Source organism: uncultured Aquimarina sp. (genome assembly GCF_947495315.1).
GTDB lineage: Bacteria > Bacteroidota > Bacteroidia > Flavobacteriales > Flavobacteriaceae > Aquimarina.
In genome coordinates this window covers 1-21,338 of record NZ_CANLYD010000029.1, presented here as the reverse complement: position 1 = coordinate 21,338, position 21,338 = coordinate 1, and the positions used below count along the sequence as shown (strand labels likewise).

4 protein-coding genes are annotated in these 21,338 nt (G+C 40.0%); all 4 read left to right on the top strand.

Features of this window, described 5'->3' with window-relative positions:
• A partial coding sequence (locus tag Q0910_RS28280) for a gliding motility-associated C-terminal domain-containing protein (protein ID WP_299224122.1) occupies window positions 1–6,591 on the top strand: 6,591 nt, incomplete at its 5' end.
• A 68-nt stretch (window positions 6,592–6,659) separates the two neighbouring features.
• The gene (locus Q0910_RS28275) at window positions 6,660–7,619 is read left to right on the top strand and encodes a type IX secretion system membrane protein PorP/SprF (RefSeq protein WP_299224119.1); all 960 of its coding nucleotides are present in this window, start codon (window positions 6,660–6,662) and stop codon (window positions 7,617–7,619) included.
• Window positions 7,620–7,760: 141 nt separating this feature from the next.
• Complete coding sequence (locus tag Q0910_RS28270) at window positions 7,761–9,728, top strand: OmpA family protein (RefSeq protein ID WP_299224117.1); 1,968 nt, start codon at window positions 7,761–7,763, stop codon at window positions 9,726–9,728.
• A gap of 1,348 nt (window positions 9,729–11,076) precedes the next feature.
• On the top strand, window positions 11,077–21,338 hold a 10,262-nt coding region (locus Q0910_RS28265), incomplete at its 3' end, for a Calx-beta domain-containing protein (RefSeq protein ID WP_299224114.1).

Here is a 21,338-nt window from a genome sequence, read left to right as displayed (position 1 = left end):
GTATGTAACTTATCGGATGACAACGCCTCTGGTGACAACAGTGATGAATGTACGACTGCAGGCTTTACTGCCGGTACAAGTTTAGCACCAGAAAACACCGATACCGATATGACCCCGGACTATCAGGATACCGACAGTGATAATGATGGTACTTCAGATGTTGTAGAAGCGGGTCAGGACTTAGGCAATGGTTTAACAACCGATACCGATGGAGACGGATTATTAGATGCCTTTGATGACAGTGATGATACAGGAACCACACCCGATGTGAATGACAACCTAGATACAGGAGCAGATGGAACAGACAATGATGATGTACCAGGAACTGCCGAGGTTGACTTCAGAGAGATTCTTGATAGCGATAATGATGGTATAGCGGATAATATAGATGAAGATGATGACAATGATGGTATTCCAGATGTTGTAGAGAGTGATGGTAATGATCCAAGTGCCGATGATGATGGTGATGGCATCCCGAACTACCAGGATGTAGACCCAGACGGTTTACCAGGTACCCCGGATCTTACAGATTCGAACAATGATGGTATTCCTGATATCTATGACAATGACAATGATGGCGTTGCTAATCATTTGGACTTAGACAGTGATAACGATGGTATTTATGATATCGTAGAGACGGGCAATGCTGGTTTAGACAGTGATGATGATGGTATTGCAGATGGTGATGTTGGAGCAGATGGTATTCCAGATAGTGCTCAGGGCAATGTAGATGGCGACCCTGTAACGACCAATCCAAGTACGAGTGATGGAGATGCAACCCCGGATTACTTAGATATTGATGCGGATGATGATGGTATTCCAGACAATGTAGAGGCACAACCTACGGCTAGTTATACGCCACCAAGTGGAAATGATAATGATAACGATGGTATCGATGATGCGTATGATCCGGTATGTAACTTATCGGATGACAACGCCTCTGGTGACAACAGTGATGAATGTACGACTGCAGGCTTTACTGCCGGTACAAGTTTAGCACCAGAAAACACCGATACCGATATGACCCCGGACTATCAGGATACCGACAGTGATAATGATGGTACTTCAGATGTTGTAGAAGCGGGTCAGGACTTAGGCAATGGTTTAACAACCGATACCGATGGAGACGGATTATTAGATGCCTTTGATGACAGTGATGATACAGGAACCACACCCGATGTGAATGACAATCTAGATACAGGAGCAGATGGAACAGACAATGATGATGTACCAGGAACTGCTGAAGTAGATTTCAGAGAGATTCTAGATAGCGATAATGATGGTATAGCCGATAATATAGATGAAGACGATGATAATGATGGTATTCCAGATGTTGTAGAGAGTGATGGTAATGATCCAAGCGGCGATGATGATAATGATGGTATTCCAAACTATGCTGATGTTGATACTAATAATGATGGTACACCAGATCTTACAGATTCGAACAATGATGGTATCCCTGATATCTATGACAATGATAATGACGGAGTTCCGAATCATTTGGACTTAGACAGTGATAACGATGGTATTTATGATATCGTTGAGACTGGCAATGGCGCATTAGACACAGATAATGATGGTCAGATCAACGGTAGTGTTGGTATGAACGGTATTCCAGACACTGCAGAAGATGGTGGTGTTGATGGAGCCGGCGTAAGTGGTACTCCAACAGATACGGACGGTAATCCAAACGATGGACCAGACTATTTAGATATCGATGCTGATGATGATGGTATTGTTGATAATATCGAAGGTCAGACGACGGCAGGTTATATTGCTCCAATTGTAGATGATCCATTAACGCCTTTAGTTGATGAATCAGATACCGATGGTAATGGAGTTAATGATGCTTATGATACGAATGGTACTGCTATTGATCCGACAAATACAGATGGATTAGCTGATGGACCTGACTATATAGATTTAAACTCAGATGAGGATTCAGAGAGTGATACCATTGAAGCATATGACACTGATGATGATGGTATTGCAGATACCTTACCAGCTGGAATAGATGCAGATGGTGATGGATTAGATGATAATTTTGATACAGATGATGCTAGTTTAGATCCAACTAATGGAGGACAAACTGCAGATAACCCATTCCCAAATACAGACAATCCAACTACTCCAGAACCAGATTGGAGAGATACAGATGATCAGGTTGATCTTGTGGTGGCTAAAACAGTTGATAATGGAACTCCAGATGAAGGAAGTACTATTGTTTATACTATTACAATAACTAACAATGGAGCTCCTTCGGCAACTAATATTAACATCACCGATCAATTACCAGTAGGAGTGACGTATGTATCCGATACACCAAGTCAGGGAACGTATGATGATGTAACTGGTATTTGGACAATAGGAGATATCACGAATGGAAATAATGCAACTCTTGCGATTACTACTACAGTAGATGCAGAAACAAGCGGGGATACGATTACCAATACAATAACAGTTGTCAACTTAGATCAGACAGATAATGATATAACTCCGGATGATCCAAGTGAGGACATTATAGTGAATAACGAAGTTGACTTAGTAATTGCTAAAATAGTTGATAATGCAGCTCCAGATGAAGGAGATACAATTAACTATACAATCACAGTTACGAATAATGGACCAGCTGCTGCTACTAATGTATCTTTAACAGATGTTTTACCAGTGGGAGTAACATTTGTTAGTGCTAACCCAGCTGCAGACTATAACTCGGCTATAGGTGTTTGGAATATTGGTGATATTTTGGATGGAGGAGTAGAAACCTTAATTATCACAGCTACCGTTGATGTTGGAACTAGTGGTGATACAATTACCAATACGGTAACAGCTGTTAACCTAGATCAAATAGATAACAATACTACTACTGATGATCCGAGTGAGGACATTATTGTAAACAACGAAGTTGACCTAGTAGTAGCTAAGACAGTCGATAATGCTACTCCAGATGAAGGAGATACGATCAACTATACAATCACAGTTACGAACAATGGTCCTGCAAGAGCAACTACGGTATCAATTACAGATCAGTTACCAATAGGAGTGACATATGTGTCCGATACACCAAGTCAGGGAACTTATGATGATGCAACCGGAGTTTGGACAATTGGAGATATAGATGAGAGCACTGTAGTGACTTTAGTACTAGAAGCTACAGTGGATGCAGGCACAAGTGATGATACGATTACCAATACAGTTACTGGAGTTACTTTAGATCAGACTGATAATGATACTACTCCAGATGATCCAAGTGAAGATATTACTATAAACAACGAAGTTGACTTAGTAGTAGCAAAGACAGTTGATAATGCTACTCCAGATGAAGGAGATACGATCAACTATACAATCACAGTTACGAATAATGGCCCTGCAAGAGCAATGGCAGTATCAATTACAGATCAGTTGCCAACAGGAGTGACTTATGTTTCGGATACTCCAAGTCAAGGTACTTATGATGATGCAACCGGAGTTTGGACAATTGGAGATATAGACGATAGCACTGTAGTGAATTTAATACTAGAAGCTACAGTTGATGTAGGCACAAGTGATGATACGATTACCAATACAGTTACCGGAGTTACTTTAGATCAGACTGATAATGATACGACTCCAGATGATCCAAGTGAGGATATCGTAGTAAATAACGAAGTAGATTTAGTAATTGCTAAAACAGTTGATAATGCTACTCCAGATGAAGGAGATACGATCAACTATACAATCACAGTTACGAATAATGGTCCAGCCAGAGCTACTACTGTATCTATCACTGATCAATTACCAGTTGGAGTTACATATATTTCTGATACACCAAGTCAGGGAACGTATGATGATGCTACAGGTATCTGGACAGTAGGAGATATGGATAACGGAAATGTAGTGACCTTAATATTGGAAGCTACAGTGGATGCTGAAACTAGTGGAGATACAATTACTAATACAGTTACCGGAGTTACTTTAGATCAGACTGATAATGATATTACTCCAGATGATCCAAGTGAGGACATTATTATAAACAACGAAGTTGATTTAGTAATTACGAAAACAGTCGACAATGCTACTCCAGATGAAGGAGGTACTGTTAACTATACCATCACTGTTACTAATAATGGTCCGGCAAGAGCTACTACTGTATCTATCACTGATCAATTACCAGTTGGAGTTACATATATTTCTGATACACCAAGTCAGGGAACGTATGATGATGCTACAGGTATCTGGACAGTAGGAGATATGGATAACGGAAATGTAGTGACCTTAATATTGGAAGCTACGGTGGATGCTGGTACTAGTAATGATACGATTACTAATACAGTTACTGGAGTTACTTTAGATCAGACAGATACTAATACAACTCCAGATGATCCAAGTGAAGATATTACAGTCAATAATGATACAGATCTTGTAATTAGTAAAACGATTGATAATAGTACTCCAAATGAAGGAGAAACGATCACGTATACAATTACAGTTACCAATAATGGAGTTGCTCAAGCAACAGCATTGGTAGTGAATGATCCGTTACCTGCAGGAGTAACATACGCAAGTGATGCTCCTTCTCAAGGTAATTATGCGCCAGCTTCAGGGGATTGGGATGTAGGCACGTTAAACAATGGTGCTACGGCAACTATAGATATTCAAGTTAGCGTGGATGCTGGAACTAGCGGAGATACTATTATAAACGCTATAACGGTAACCTCAGATCAAAATGATCCTGATACGACAAATAACGATCTTGAAGAAACTATTATGGTTACTAACATAGCAGATCTTGTGATTAGTAAAACAGTAGATGATAATAATCCTAACGAAGGAGATACAATCAATTACTCAATTATTGTAAGAAATGATGGCACAGAGCAAGCAACTCAATTAACAGTGAATGATCTGTTACCGGCAGGAATTACGTACGTATCGGATGCACCAACTACTGGTACCTATGATAATGTAACAGGAGATTGGGTAATCGGAACACTGGATGCAGGAGTTACAGCAATTTTAACGATCACTGCTACGGTAGATACGGGCACAAGTGGAACGACGATTAATAATGTGATCACCTTTACGATGGATCAAACAGATCCGGATCTTACTAATAATGATCTTGAAGAAGAGATTAACGTAGTAAGTGATATTGATCTTGTAGTATCAAAATCTATAGTAGAACCAGGGCCTTATGTACTGGGAGGAATCTATACCTACAGTATTACCATAGCGAATTCCGGCCCTGCACAAGCAACTAATGTTGCTATTACGGATCAGTTGCCAACAGGTATAACCTATATTTCAGATATACCGGATCAGGGAATCTATGATAATGTGACTGGTATATGGTCAGTAGGAACTATTCCACCTGATGAAATCAGACTACTCACCATTAATTTCTCTGTAGATGCAGGAACTTCTGGTACAAGTATTACGAATGTGATAACCAATGTAACGCTTGATCAAGTAGATCTTAATATCATTCCTGATGATCTGGATGAAACTATTATTATCGATGGAGATAATGATGATGATGGAATATCAGACAGCATAGATATCGATGATGATAATGATGGAATTCTTGATGTAGTCGAAGGAACCGGAGATACAGATGGAGACGGAATATCAGATGCATTTGATCAGGATAGTGATAATGATGGAATCCCGGATAATGTAGAAGGGCAGACTACAGATGGATATATCTCTCCAACTGGAAATGATAGTGATGGAGATGGATTGGATGATGCTTATGAAGGAACCGGAGATGAAGGAGTGACTCCAGAAGATACTGATGGAGACGGTACACCTGATTATTTGGATGATGATAGTGATAATGATGGTATTCCGGATGAAGTAGAAGGATTTGATTATGATAACGATGGAATCCCAGATACACTACCTATCGGAGAAGATGTAGATAATGACGGGCTGGATGATGCTTATGACGGAGATACAACTGGATATGGAGATCCTAACGGAGATATTGTAGATGCAGATCCTGATACAGATCTTAATAATACAGATGGAGAAGAAGAACCGGATTATCGTGATACCGATGATGATGGAGACGGTGTAGATACTGTTGAAGAAAATTATGATGGAGATGATGATCCTTCTGATACCGATACCGATGGAGATGGTATTCCTGATTATATAGATACCGATGATGATGGAGATGGTATAGATACAGTAGATGAAAACCCAGATCCAAATGGTGATGGAAACCCTGATGATGCTATTGATACTGATGGAGACGGAGATCCTGATTATCTTGATACAAATGCTCCAATTGATCCTGATGCAGAAGACGGAATTGAAATCTTTACAGGAATATCACCAAATGGTGATGGTATAAACGATGTGTTTGTAATTCGAGGTATCGAAAATTTCGAAAATACTGTAGAAATCTATAACCGTTGGGGAGTAAAAGTATATAGTACAGATAACTATGGTAGAAACGATAATTTCTTCAGAGGTATTTCTAACGGAAGAACCACGGTTGAAGCGAGAGATGAACTACCTGTAGGTACCTATTACTACGTTCTGGAATATATCTTAGATACTGGTGAACGTAAGAATAGAGCGGGATACTTATATATCAATAAATAATCGATCAAAGTAAAATACCCGTGAGTACAATACTCACGGGTATCAATAAAAATATTAAACTAGAGCAGATGAAAAAAGCATACATATTAATTACTGCAGTACTTTTAGGTCTCGCTTTCCAGCATACGGGATATTCCCAGCAGGATGCTCAATACACCCAGTATATGTACAATACGATCAGTGTAAATCCAGCGTATGCAGGTAGCAGAGGAGTTATGAGTATTGTGGGTTTACATCGTAGCCAATGGGTGGGATTGGACGGAGCACCTCGTACACAAACCTTATCTTTGAATACACCAATAGGAGAGAATAACAGGGTTGGATTAGGATTGTCTATTATCAATGATGAAATTGGACCCACAGATGAAACCTATTTTGATATTGATTTTTCGTATACAATCCCTACTTCAGATAACGGAAAATTAAGTTTTGGATTAAAAGCAGGAGGGCATCTATTAAATATCGATTTTCAGCGATTGAGTCAGTTTGATATTAATGATCCTAATTTCGAAAATAATATAGATAATAAGTTCAGTCCCAACGTTGGAGTGGGAATATATTATCATACAGAAAAGTTCTATTTTGGATTAAGTGCTCCTAATTTATTAGAAACGGATCACTTTGATGAAGATGCCACGGTGAACAACAATGATTCTTCAACTTTTATAGCAGAAGAACGAATTAACTACTATCTAATTGCAGGTCATGTGTTTGATCTTAACGATAACCTAAAGTTTAAACCGGCAGTGCTAAGCAAATTAGTTTTTGGAGCGCCGTTACAAGTAGATATATCTGCAAACTTCCTACTATATGATCGCTTAACGCTGGGAGCAGCCTATCGATGGAGTGCTGCTTTTAGCGTTATGGCAGGGTTCCAGATTTCAGATTCTCTAATGATGGGATTTGCGTACGACAGAGAAACTACAGAACTCGGAACATCACAGTTCAACGATGGAAGTTATGAAGTAATGCTTCGTTTCGAACTCTTTAGAAAATATAACAGAATGCTAACACCTAGGTTCTTTTAGATGCACTCTTCAAAGCATTGCTTTGAATTTTCTAGAGTTGTCATTCCGGCGAAGGCCGGAATCCAAAACTAAACTAAAAACAACATCAAAGAAAACTGCTATCCCAGTGAAGACAGGAATCCAAAAATAAAAAGATTGATTATGAACTTAAAAAAATACTTTGTAAATATATCTTTAAGCATTTTAATTTGCCAAGTGGCATTTGCACAAGAAAAACGTTTAGAGAAAGCAGATGAAAATTTTGATCGATATGCCTTTGTAGACGCTCGAGAAATATATCTGGATGTAGCAAAAGGTGGGTATGCATCCGCAGATTTGTATAAGAAATTAGGGGACTCCTACTATTTTAATGCAGAATTAGAAGAATCGGCAAAATGGTATGAAGAATTGGTGGGTAATTACGAAACCGAGATAGATCCGGAATATTTATTTAGATATTCTCAAAGCCTAAAAAGTGTGAAACGCTATAAAGAAGCGGATCAGGTGATGGAAAAGTTTAATACCCTTACCGGAAATGATCAACGAGCAGAATACTTTGTCAGTACCAGAGATTACCTTCGGTTTATAGAGATGCAATCCGGAAGATATACCCTTAGAAGACTCTATATCAATTCTAGATTTTCGGATTATGCGCCTAGTTTTAATAATCAGGGACAAATGATATTTGCATCTTCCAGAGGTGGAGGAAACTCAATGATAAAAACACTGCACGAATGGAATGAAATGCCTTTTCTGGATTTATATACATCAGACATAATAGGAAAAAGGAACGCCTTAACAGAACCCAAAAAACTAAAAGGGAAGATCAATACCAAATTTCACGAATCCTCCAGTACATTTAGCAAAGATGGGCAAACCGTATATTTTACCAGGAATAATTTCACCAAGAAAAAGCTCGGCTCCGATACCAATGGTACGATTCTGTTAAAATTATATCGTGCCACTTTGGATGGAGAAAAATGGACAAACATCGAGGAACTGCCTTTTAATAGTGAAGAATATTCCGTGGCGCATCCGGCATTGAGCGCAGACGGCACAAAGTTATATTTTGCCAGTGATATGCCTGATAGTAGAGGATTGTCTGATCTATATGTGGTAGATGTAAATGATGATGGTACTTTCGGATACCCAAAAAATCTGGGTGATAGAATCAATACAGAAGGTAGAGAGACCTTTCCGTATGTTAGTGATTCGGGCAGATTGTATTTTGCCAGCGATGGACACGTCGGATTAGGTGGTCTTGATATATTTGTTGCCGTACCAGATTTTATGGGATTTTCGCAACCCTTTAATGTAGGTAAACCCGTAAATAGCTCAGAAGATGATTTTTCATTTGTGTTAAATGAAGACACCAAAATAGGATTTTTTGCCAGTAATCGATCCGGCGGAAAAGGAAACGATGATATCTACAGTTTCAAACAAACAGACGATCTGATAACTACTTGCGGTCAATATGTAGAAGGTACGGTAACTGATGCCTATACCAGAGAGATGCTGCCGGGGACCGAAGTGGTACTACTGGATAGTAATAATCAGGAGTTAGGCAGAACTACTACAGATACCAAAGGGAAATATAAATTCCCGGTATCTTGTGAAACTACGTATATAGTGCGAGGTTCAAAAGAAAATTACAGCCCTACAGAAGCACCGTTACAAACAAATACTGCGTTGGAGTATACACATCAGCTACCGCTACAACTCGGTACAGGAGGATTGCAATCCGGAGAAGTAAAACCTGGTGATGATCTAGCCAAAGTGTTAAACCTGCAGATTATCTATTTTGATCTGGATAAATCGTTTATTCGATCCGATGCCGAAATAGAACTACAAAAGATCATCGCTACCTTAAAACAAAATCCAGGATTAAAAATTGATATACGTTCTCATACTGATAGTAGAGCGCCGGATGACTATAATATGTATTTAAGTGAGCGACGTGCGCAAAGCACCATAAAGTATATCGTAGAAAAAGGAGGAATCGATAGATCCAGGCTCTCAGGAAGAGGATATGGAGAAACTGCTTTGGTGAATAATTGTACCAATGATGCGAATTGTAGTGAAGAAGAATATCAATTAAACCGAAGAAGTGAATTTATTATCATAAAATGAGCATGTTCTTTAGGGAATATATCACTGAAAATATAGATTTTTTCATACGAAAAAAGCAAAAACGAATTGAAAAATAGATAAAATATGATGTTTTTTGCTAAATGTATAGAATGATACTATGTAGATGCTAGTTACTTGTTTTTGTAGGAAAAAACTTAATTATCAGTATTTTAAAATAAATAATTTTTATTTTAAAATACTGATAATTAGAATATTATATTTTTTTTGATAAATTTGTTTAATTTTTAAATAAAAATAATCAACAAATGTAAAAACTATTAACAATTATGGTTTAGCCGTAAAAAGATTATGTTTTATAAGTATGTGTAGGTAGGGAAATTGTGCCTATATTTAAAAAATAAAAACCGCATCCTTTTTTTTGATGTATACGTTTGATAAGTAGACTTATTTCTTACCCCAACCCGAAGTCTATTTATGTGAGATACGCAGTTCAGATAAAATAGGTGTCTAATCATTACAAAAGAAAAAGAAATATAAAAAGTGAAAGAAATAGCATACGATCTTATACCAGTTGTTGTTTGAATTTACTAGAAAAGAAAATTAAGATTTTTTTATCTCAGTGAATAAGAAAAATTAATCATAGCAGCGCTACGATTTATTTTTATTCTGAAACTAAGGTGAAAAAAGAACATTTTATTCTAGTAAATTCAAATGGCAAATGGTATCACATAAGGAGTACGCTGTGTTCATTTCTTTGACATATCATAGATAAACTCCGTTTTTGTACAACTTTGGCGAGCTAGCAAAAGCAGGGTCTGAATAACGAAAAATTATAACCAAATCGACCGCTATGAGTAAAACTCTACATCGTCTCTTACCGTATACCCCAGTAACATCCATCAATGATTGGATATCAATTCTTTTTTTACAACTATATCATAATAAACATTGGACAGCAAGCGATTCTCAATCTAGTTGGGGGATAAACGATGACAAAAAAATAAGGCTCTATCGATATTTCCTACAGTTTTTGCGAACCACAATAAAAAATAAAAACAGTATCCGTTCTCCCGAGCGGAGTCGAGGGATAATCAAAGCCGAAACCACAAAAACAACCGGGTTTTTTATAAAAGACAATTTCAAACCCCCTCTCCTGTGGGAGAGGGTTGGGGTGAGGGCATTCTGCAACTCAGTATACAAAAAGATCCTCTCCCCATTAACAGAATTAAAGCGAGTATTCTCAGATTCTCAGCTTCTCAGAAACTCAAAAGCGCAGCGTCTCAAAACGAGCAAAGCTAGTACCCTCAGATTCTCAGATTCTCAGATTCTCAAAAGCGAAGCGTACTCAAATACTCCCATACTCAAATACTACTAAACTAATTGGATTATGAAAAGAAATACACTATATACACTACTAACCACCGTGATGCTCCTATGGATAGGCAGTACATCACTATTTGCGCAAGCAACCGTAGAAAATGTCTCGATTATCGAAGGTACTTCTAATGCGGTGGTAACGGTAACATTACCTGGTGCTGCACCCGTGGGAGGAACCACAGTTTTATATGCCATTACAGCAAATACAGCAGTAGAAGGATCAGACTATACAGTTCCTGGTGATCGCATTGTGATTCCACAAGGGAGTTCAACAGGTACGATATCAATTCCAATTATAGGAGATGCTACCGAAGAAGATCTCGAAGATTTTTCTATTAGCGTTTCTACAGATTTGGCTAATGATGCGGGATTTAATACTGCAAGTACTTTTTGGACACCATTAACAGGAACCAATGTTTGTACTCCAGCAATACAGGCAGTTATTGGAACGACATATGTCTTTGAAACTAACCCTGAAACGACCTATGGAGGATCAGATAGCTCTAATCAAGTGTTGGAGGTTGATTGTCAATCTCAAGGTTTTCAGAATATTACAACAGTGGTTGGAGTAACATACGATGTATCCTTTAAGGCTTCTAGAAGAACAGCAAATGGTGCAGGACCTAATCCTTCAACAGTAACGGTAGCTGCAAAAGAAGCAGCCAATCAAGCCATTGTAAATGGCTCAATTTTTGCATCCAGATCAAACACTACTTTTAACTTTACCGAAAGTTCTTTTACGTTTACAGCAACTTCTACGAGTACTCGAATTGATTTTATTACCACTAATAATCAGGGTTTGGGATTGATCTTTGACGATTTATCGATAATTCCACAAACCGCAGATGATTCTGCAACCGTTACTATCGTAGATAAAACACCAGGTAATGTAGGAGCTAATTTATCCCTTTGGTTAAAAGCAGATACTGATGCAGCACCAGCGCTTTGGCAGGATCAATCCGGAAACGATCATGACGTGACTGCGGTGGCAGGACAACAACCAGTACTAGAGACAAACAGCCTTAACTTTAACCCGGTGATGGATTTCGATGGTACAAACGATCAAATGACCAACCCTGCTGCACCGTTTGCTTCTGGAGTGTCAAACGAAACAAACATCTTCTTCGTAGCACGTGAAGACGCACGACAGCAGAACTCAATCTTTGGGTTTAATGCTGGAACAGGAACCGGAAATAGGTATCAGGCTCACCACATTTATCCGGATGGAACAATCTTCTTTGATATAGGTAATCCTGGTACGAATGATCGAGTGTCTGGTCCTTCTGGGCTTGCCGAAGGTGTGCCTCATGTAGCTAGTTACTTCAACAGTGTCAGTGGTAACAACCAAGCAATAGACATCAATGGCGCAAACGTTGCGTCTGATACTAGTGGAGAGTCTCAAGCACTTGGTGAGACCCGAATTGGTACTGCCAATAATGGTACTTTCCAATACTTTAACGGAGACATTGCAGAATTTATCGCCTATGACACAGATAATAGTGCAACCAATAAACAACAAATTCAATCCTATTTAGCTATTAAGTACGGGATTACTTTAAACGGTGGTGCAACTGCCTATTTAAATAGTGCTGGCAACCCAGTATGGGCGGTTGATGCAACCTACGCCAATGATATTTTCGGTATTGCACGTGATGATGCTTCAGGCTTAAACCAAGAAATTTCAAAATCGGTTAATAATGGAGCGGTGCTTACGGTGGCTACCAATACTGATTTTACTACTGCAAATGATGGCTCTAGAACTGATTTATTTAATCAACAGTTTTTGATGATTGGTAATGATGGTAATAGCGGAGCTTCCGGAGATGCAGTGAGTACCGATTTAGACCTAACAACCTATTATGAACGATCGGCCCGTGAGTGGAAATCGGTCAATACTGGGTTGATAACTAATCCTGTCAGCTTACAGTTCGATGGCTATGACGATACTTGGGTATTGTTAACAAGAACCACCGATGGTAATTTCAGTGCCACAACAGGAACTACAGAAACCGCACTTTCTGCTACAGGAACCGTGTCAATAGCATTGCCTGGAGATGCTACAACTAAGGCAACCTATTTTACCTTGGCGCGAAAAGCAACAAGTATAGAGTTTGAAGCAGCTACCGCAAGTGCAGATGAAAATGCAGCAGTAAGTAACTTACCAAACTTATTAATAGATGGGACTTTACATGCAGATACAGATATTGACGTGGTAATTAATGCCGCAGGAACCGCTACGGCTGATACTGATTATACCATAGGTGATGCTACTGGTGATGGAGCGACTACACTTCAAGTAATTATCCCAGCAGCAACCTATACCTCGGGAACTCCTATTCCATTATCAAGTTTGAGGCAACGATTGAATCAACAGAATTATTCATACCCAACTATTACTAATGGTGCAGCGGGACAGCAAGAAGAACCCTTTTTAGCGCCATTTACAGGAGATTATGAAATTACGTTTTCGGCAGAAACTTTTAATACCGGAGGTGCTGGTTTAGTACGAGTAGGAACTACTTCTGGAGTGACGGATGGATCATTCGACATATTTAATGGAACTGGCGACAGAATTGATGAAACAACCCCATTAAAAAAATATACGTTTTCATTAACTCAGGGAACAACCTACTATATTTATAGCGTTGCAGGAGGTGGATCCACAATGACTAATGTTGATGTAGTGCTCGATTATGTCCCACCTATTAATTTTGCTATTACAGGTGATGCTATTGTAGAGGCAGATGAAACCATAGATTTGACTATTAATAATGCACAACCTGGATTGGTAGTACAAGAAGTTATAGGAGGGGCATTAATAAATAACCACGTATATACGATTACCAATGATGACAGTGCTACGGTAAGTATCGATAGTCCAACGGTTACTGAAGGGAATACTGGCACAATAACAATGACGTTTACAGCTACGTTAACAGGTGGTGTTCAGGATAGTTTTACAGTTCCTTATGCCTTAACTGATGTAAGTACTGATAGTGATGATTATGCAGCATTTACAGATGCGAACATCACCTTCCCTGCAAATTCAGTAGATGGAGCTACGCAAACCATTGTAGTAACGATCAATGGTGATACGGAAGTAGAAGGCGATGAGACCTTGACTATGACCTTATCGGCACCAAGTAATACAGATGTTACTTTAGGTACAGCTGCTGGTACAGGAACGATTACCAATGATGACAGTGCTACAGTAAGTATCGATAGTCCAACGGTTACTGAAGGGAATACCGGAACTACGACCTTAACTTTTACAGCTACGTTAACAGGTGGTGTTCAGGATAGTTTTACAGTTCCTTATGCTTTAACTGATGTAAGTACTGATAGTGATGATTATGCAGCCTTTACAGATGCGAACATCACCTTCCCGGCCAATTCAGCAGATGGAGCTACCCAGACGATTGTAGTTACGATCAATGGCGATACGGAAGTAGAAGGCGATGAGACGCTTACAATGACTTTATCAGCACCGAGTAATACAGATGTTACGTTAGTTACAGGAGCAGGTACAGGAACGATTACCAATGATGACAGTGCTACAGTAAGTATCGATAGTCCAACGGTTACTGAAGGGAATACCGGAACTACGACCTTAACTTTTACAGCTACGTTAACAGGTGGCGTTCAGGATAGTTTTACAGTTCCTTATGCCTTAACTGATGTAAGTACTGATAGTGATGATTATGCTGCATTTACAGATGCGAATATCACCTTCCCAGCAAATTCAGTAGATGGAGCCACACAAACCATTGTGGTAACGATCAATGGCGATACGGAAGTAGAAGGCGATGAGACCCTTACAATGACCTTATCAGCACCGAGTAATACCGATGTTACGTTAGGTACAGCTGCTGGTACAGGAACGATTACCAATGATGACAGTGCCACTGTAAGTATCGATAGTCCAACAGTTACAGAAGGGAATACAGGTACAACAACAATGACGTTTACAGCTACTTTAACGGGAGATGTACAAGATAGTTTTACAGTTCCTTATGCTTTAACTGATGTAAGTACTGATAGTGATGATTATGCCGCCTTTACAGATGCGAATATCACCTTCCCCGCCAATTCAGCAAGTGGAGCAACGCAAACCATTGTAGTAACGATCAATGGCGATACGGAAGTAGAAGGGGATGAGACCTTGACTATGACCTTATCTGCACCAAGTAATACAGATGTTACGTTAGTTACAGGAGCAGGTACAGGAACGATTACCAATGATGACAGTGCAACTGTAAGTATCGATAGTCCAACGGTTACTGAAGGGAATACAGGTACAACAACAATGACGTTTACAGCTACTTTAACAGGTGGGGTTCAGGATAGTTTTACAGTTCCTTATGCCTTAACTGATGTAAGTACCGATAGTGATGATTATGCCGCATTTACAGATGCGAACATCACCTTCCCAGCCAATTCAGCAAGTGGAGCAACGCAAACCATTGTGGTAACGATCAATGGCGATACCGAAGTAGAAGGCGATGAGACCCTTACGATGACTTTATCTGCACCAAGCAATACCGATGTTACGTTAGGTACAGCTGCCGGTACAGGAACGATTACCAATGATGACAGTGCTACTGTAAGTATCGATAGTCCAACGGTTACTGAAGGGAATACTGGTACAACAACAATGACGTTTACAGCTACGTTAACAGGTGGCGTTCAGGATAGTTTTACAGTTCCTTATGCCTTAACTGATGTAAGTACTGATAGTGATGATTATGCAGCATTTACGGATGCGAATATCACCTTCCCAGCAAATTCAGTAGATGGAGCCACACAAACCATTGTGGTAACGATCAATGGTGATACCGAAGTAGAAGGAGATGAAACCTTGACCATGACTTTATCCGCACCAAGTAATACAGATGTTACGTTAGGTACAGCTGCCGGTACAGGAACGATTACCAATGATGACAGTGCCACTGTAAGTATCGATAGTCCAACAGTTACAGAAGGGAATACAGGTACAACAACAATGACGTTTACAGCTACTTTAACGGGAGATGTACAAGATAGTTTTACAGTTCCTTATGCTTTAACTGATGTAAGTACTGATAGTGATGATTATGCCGCCTTTACAGATGCGAATATCACCTTCCCCGCCAATTCAGTAGATGGAGCCACACAAACCATTGTGGTAACGATCAATGGCGATACGGAAGTAGAAGGGGATGAGACCTTGACTATGACCTTATCAGCACCGAGTAATACCGATGTTACGTTAGGTACAGCTGCTGGTACAGGAACGATTACCAATGATGACAGTGCCACTGTAAGTATCGATAGTCCAACAGTTACAGAAGGGAATACAGGTACAACAACAATGACGTTTACAGCTACTTTAACGGGAGATGTACAAGATAGTTTTACAGTTCCTTATGCTTTAACTGATGTAAGTACTGATAGTGATGATTATGCCGCCTTTACAGATGCGAATATCACCTTCCCCGCCAATTCAGTAGATGGAGCTACGCAAACCATTGTAGTAACGATCAATGGCGATACGGAAGTAGAAGGGGATGAGACCTTGACTATGACCTTATCAGCACCGAGTAATACCGATGTTACGTTAGGTACAGCTGCTGGTACAGGAACGATTACCAATGATGACAGTGCAACTGTAAGTATCGATAGTCCAACGGTTACTGAAGGGAATACAGGTACAACAACAATGACGTTTACAGCTACTTTAACAGGTGGGGTTCAGGATAGTTTTACAGTTCCTTATGCCTTAACTGATGTAAGTACCGATAGTGATGATTATGCCGCATTTACAGATGCGAACATCACCTTCCCAGCCAATTCAGCAAGTGGAGCAACGCAAACCATTGTGGTAACGATCAATGGCGATACCGAAGTAGAAGGCGATGAGACGCTTACGATGACGTTATCTGCACCAAGCAATACCGATGTTACGTTAGGTACAGCTGCCGGTACAGGAACGATTACCAATGATGACAGTGCTACTGTAAGTATCGATAGTCCAACGGTTACTGAAGGGAATACTGGTACAACAACAATGACGTTTACAGCTACGTTAACAGGTGGCGTTCAGGATAGTTTTACAGTTCCTTATGCCTTAACTGATGTAAGTACTGATAGTGATGATTATGCAGCATTTACGGATGCGAATATCACCTTCCCAGCAAATTCAGTAGATGGAGCCACACAAACCATTGTGGTAACAATCAATGGTGATACCGAAGTAGAAGGCGATGAGACCTTGACTATGACCTTATCGGCACCAAGTAATACAGATGTTACTTTAGGTACAGCTGCTGGTACAGGAACGATTACCAATGATGACAGTGCTACTGTAAGTATCGATAGTCCAACGGTTACTGAAGGGAATACGGGAACTACGACCTTAACTTTTACAGCTACGTTAACAGGTGGTGTTCAGGATAGTTTTACAGTTCCTTATGCTTTAACTGATGTAAGTACTGATAGTGATGATTATGCTGCATTTACGGATGCGAACATCACCTTCCCAGCCAATTCAGCAGATGGAGCTACGCAAACCATTGTAGTTACGATCAATGGTGATACGGAAGTAGAAGGCGATGAGACCTTGACTATGACCTTATCGGCACCAAGTAATACAGATGTTACTTTAGGTACAGCTGCTGGTACAGGAACGATTACCAATGATGACAGTGCTACTGTAAGTATCGATAGTCCAACGGTTACTGAAGGGAATACGGGAACTACGACCTTAACTTTTACAGCTACGTTAACAGGTGGTGTTCAGGATAGTTTTACAGTTCCTTATGCTTTAACTGATGTAAGTACTGATAGTGATGATTATGCTGCATTTACGGATGCGAACATCACCTTCCCAGCCAATTCAGTAGATGGAGCTACGCAAACCATTGTAGTTACGATCAATGGTGATACGGAAGTAGAAGGGGATGAGACCTTGACTATGACCTTATCGGCACCGAGTAATACAGATGTTACGTTAGGTACAGCTGCTGGTACAGGAACGATTACCAATGATGACAGTGCTACTGTAAGTATCGATAGTCCAACGGTTACTGAAGGGAATACGGGAACTACGACCTTAACTTTTACAGCTACGTTAACAGGTGGTGTTCAGGATAGTTTTACAGTTCCTTACGCCTTAACAGATGTAAGTACTGATAGTGATGATTATGCCGCCTTTACAGATGCCAATATCACCTTCCCAGCCAATTCAGCAGATGGAGCTACACAAACCATTGTAGTAACAATCAATGGTGATACCGAAGTAGAAGGCGATGAGACGCTTACGATGATGTTATCTGCACCAAGCAATACCGATGTTACGTTAGGTACAGCTGCCGGTACAGGAACGATTACCAATGATGACAGTGCTACTGTAAGTATTGATAGTCCAACGGTTACTGAAGGGAATACGGGAACTACGACCTTAACTTTTACAGCTACGTTAACAGGTGGTGTTCAGGATAGTTTTACAGTTCCTTATGCTTTAACAGATGTAAGTACTGATAGTGATGATTATGCCGCCTTTACAGATGCGAACATCACCTTCCCAGCCAATTCAGCAAGTGGAGCAACGCAAACCATTGTGGTAACGATCAATGGCGATACCGAAGTAGAAGGCGATGAGACGCTTACGATGATGTTATCTGCACCTAGTAATACAGATGTTACGTTAGGTACAGCTGCTGGTACAGGAACGATTACCAATGATGACAGTGCTACTGTAAGTATTGATAGTCCAACGGTTACGGAAGGTAATACAGGTACAACAACAATGACGTTTACAGCTACTTTAACGGGAGATGTACAAGATAGTTTTACAGTTCCTTATGCCTTAACTGATGTAAGTACTGATAGTGATGATTATGCTGCCTTTACGGATGCGAACATCACCTTCCCTGCAAATTCAGCAGATGGAGCTACCCAAACTATTGTGGTAACGATCAATGGCGATACCGAAGTAGAAGGCGATGAGACGCTTACGATGACTTTATCCGCACCAAGTAATACAGATGTTACTTTAGGTACAGCTGCCGGTACAGGAACGATTACCAATGATGACAGTGCTACTGTAAGTATCGATAGTCCAACGGTTACTGAAGGGAATACGGGAACTACGACCTTAACTTTTACAGCTACGTTAACAGGTGGTGTTCAGGATAGTTTTACAGTTCCTTACGCCTTAACGGATGTAAGTACTGATAGTGATGATTATGCCGCCTTTACAGATGCCAATATCACCTTCCCAGCCAATTCAGCAGATGGAGCTACACAAACCATTGTAGTAACAATCAATGGTGATACCGAAGTAGAAGGCGATGAGACCTTGACTATGACCTTATCCGCACCGAGTACTACAGATGTTACTTTAGGTACAGCTGCTGGTACAGGAACGATTACTAATGATGATTTGATTGATGTATCAGCTACTGGTACAATAATTAGTGCTTTAGATGGTATAGCTGTTGCTGATGGAACAGAAACAGAAACCATAACAGTACAATTACAAGATGCGGCTGGTAATCCACTTACAGGAGCAGGAATAAATGTGACCTTTGCGGTTACAGGAAGTGCGGTACTTTCCAGTACTACAGCGGTAACAGATGCTAATGGTACAGCAACGATTACGATTACAAATACAGTAGCTGAAACAGTTGATGTAACAGCGACAATTGATGACGATAATGATGGAGGAACTACTCCAGAAGTTGCGATTGTAAACGGAAGCCCGGCTCAGGTAGTATTTACACCAGATAATACAAATCCAGATCCAACGAATGTCAATACGACCATTGATGCAACAACACCAGTTGTAGCCGATGGTATGGCTGTAAGTACAGTAACAGTTACCTTGGCCGATGCTAATGGGAATTTATTAACAGCAGGAGGTGCTGTAGTAGTGATCACTCCAACAGGAAGTGCTACTTTAGTGAGTAGTGTGACCGATAATAGTGATGGAACGTATACAGCGACCTATAGCAATATAGTAGCTGAAGATGTAACTTTCTCTGCTACAGTAGGAGGCGCAATGATCACTACAGGAGATCCAACAGTGACCTATACTCCAGATAATACAAATCCAGATCCAACGAATACCAATACGACCATTACCGCCACAGGTCCTGTGCCTGCAAATGGAACAGATGTTTCTACGGTAACAGTTCAGTTAGCTGATGCCAACGGTAATTTAATTACTACAGGAGGAGAGACCATTGTATTAAATGTTTCCGGAAATGCTGTACTTGTAAGTGGAGTTACGGATAATGGTGATGGAACGTACACAGCTACATTTAGTAATTTGTTGGTAGAGTCCGTAATCATTACGGGTACTTTGAATGGATCAGCTATAAATGATAATGCGTCAATTAGTTTTACTTTAGATACAGACCCTGGTTGTACAATAAACTGTGATACCGATGGTGATGGAGATTGTGATATCAATTGTGATACGGATGGTGATGGTGATTGTGATCTAAATTGTGATACCGATGGTGATGGAGATTGTGATATCAATTGTGATACCGATGGTGATGGAGATTGTGATATCAATTGTGATACCGATGGTGATGGCGATTGTGATATCAATTGTGATACCGATGGTGATGGAGATTGTGATCTAAACTGTGATACCGATGGTGATGGCGATTGTGATATCAATTGTGATACCGATGGCGATGGCGATTGTGATATAAATTGTGATACCGATGGTGATGGAGATTGTGACCTGAACTGTGATACGGATGGAGATGGTGATTGTGATCTAAACTGTGATACCGATGGTGATGGAGATTGTGATATCAATTGTGATACCGATGGTGATGGTGATTGTGATATCAATTGTGATACCGATGGTGATGGAGATTGTGATATCAATTGTGATACCGATGGTGATGGAGATTGTGATCTAAACTGTGATACAGATGGTGATGGCGATTGTGACCTGAATTGTGATACAGATGGCGATGGAGATTGTGATATAAATTGTGATACTGATGGTGATGGCGATTGTGATATAAATTGTGATACGGATGGTGATGGCGATTGTGATATCAATTGTGATACGGATGGTGATGGAGATTGTGATATCAATTGTGATACAGATGGAGATGGTGACCCTGATATAAATATTGATACTGATGGTGATGGTGATTGTGACCTGAACTGTGATACGGATGAAGATGGTGATTGTGATCTGAATTGTGATACAGATGGTGATGGAGATTGTGATATCAATTGTGACACGGATGGTGATGGTGACCC

What these genes read in the sequence shown, in the direction of transcription:
- Q0910_RS28275 (WP_299224119.1), top strand. Translation starts at nt 6,660, where the DNA reads ATGAAAAAAGCATACATATTAATTACTGCAGTACTTTTAGGTCTCGCT.
- Q0910_RS28270 (WP_299224117.1), top strand. Translation starts at nt 7,761, where the DNA reads ATGAACTTAAAAAAATACTTTGTAAATATATCTTTAAGCATTTTAATT.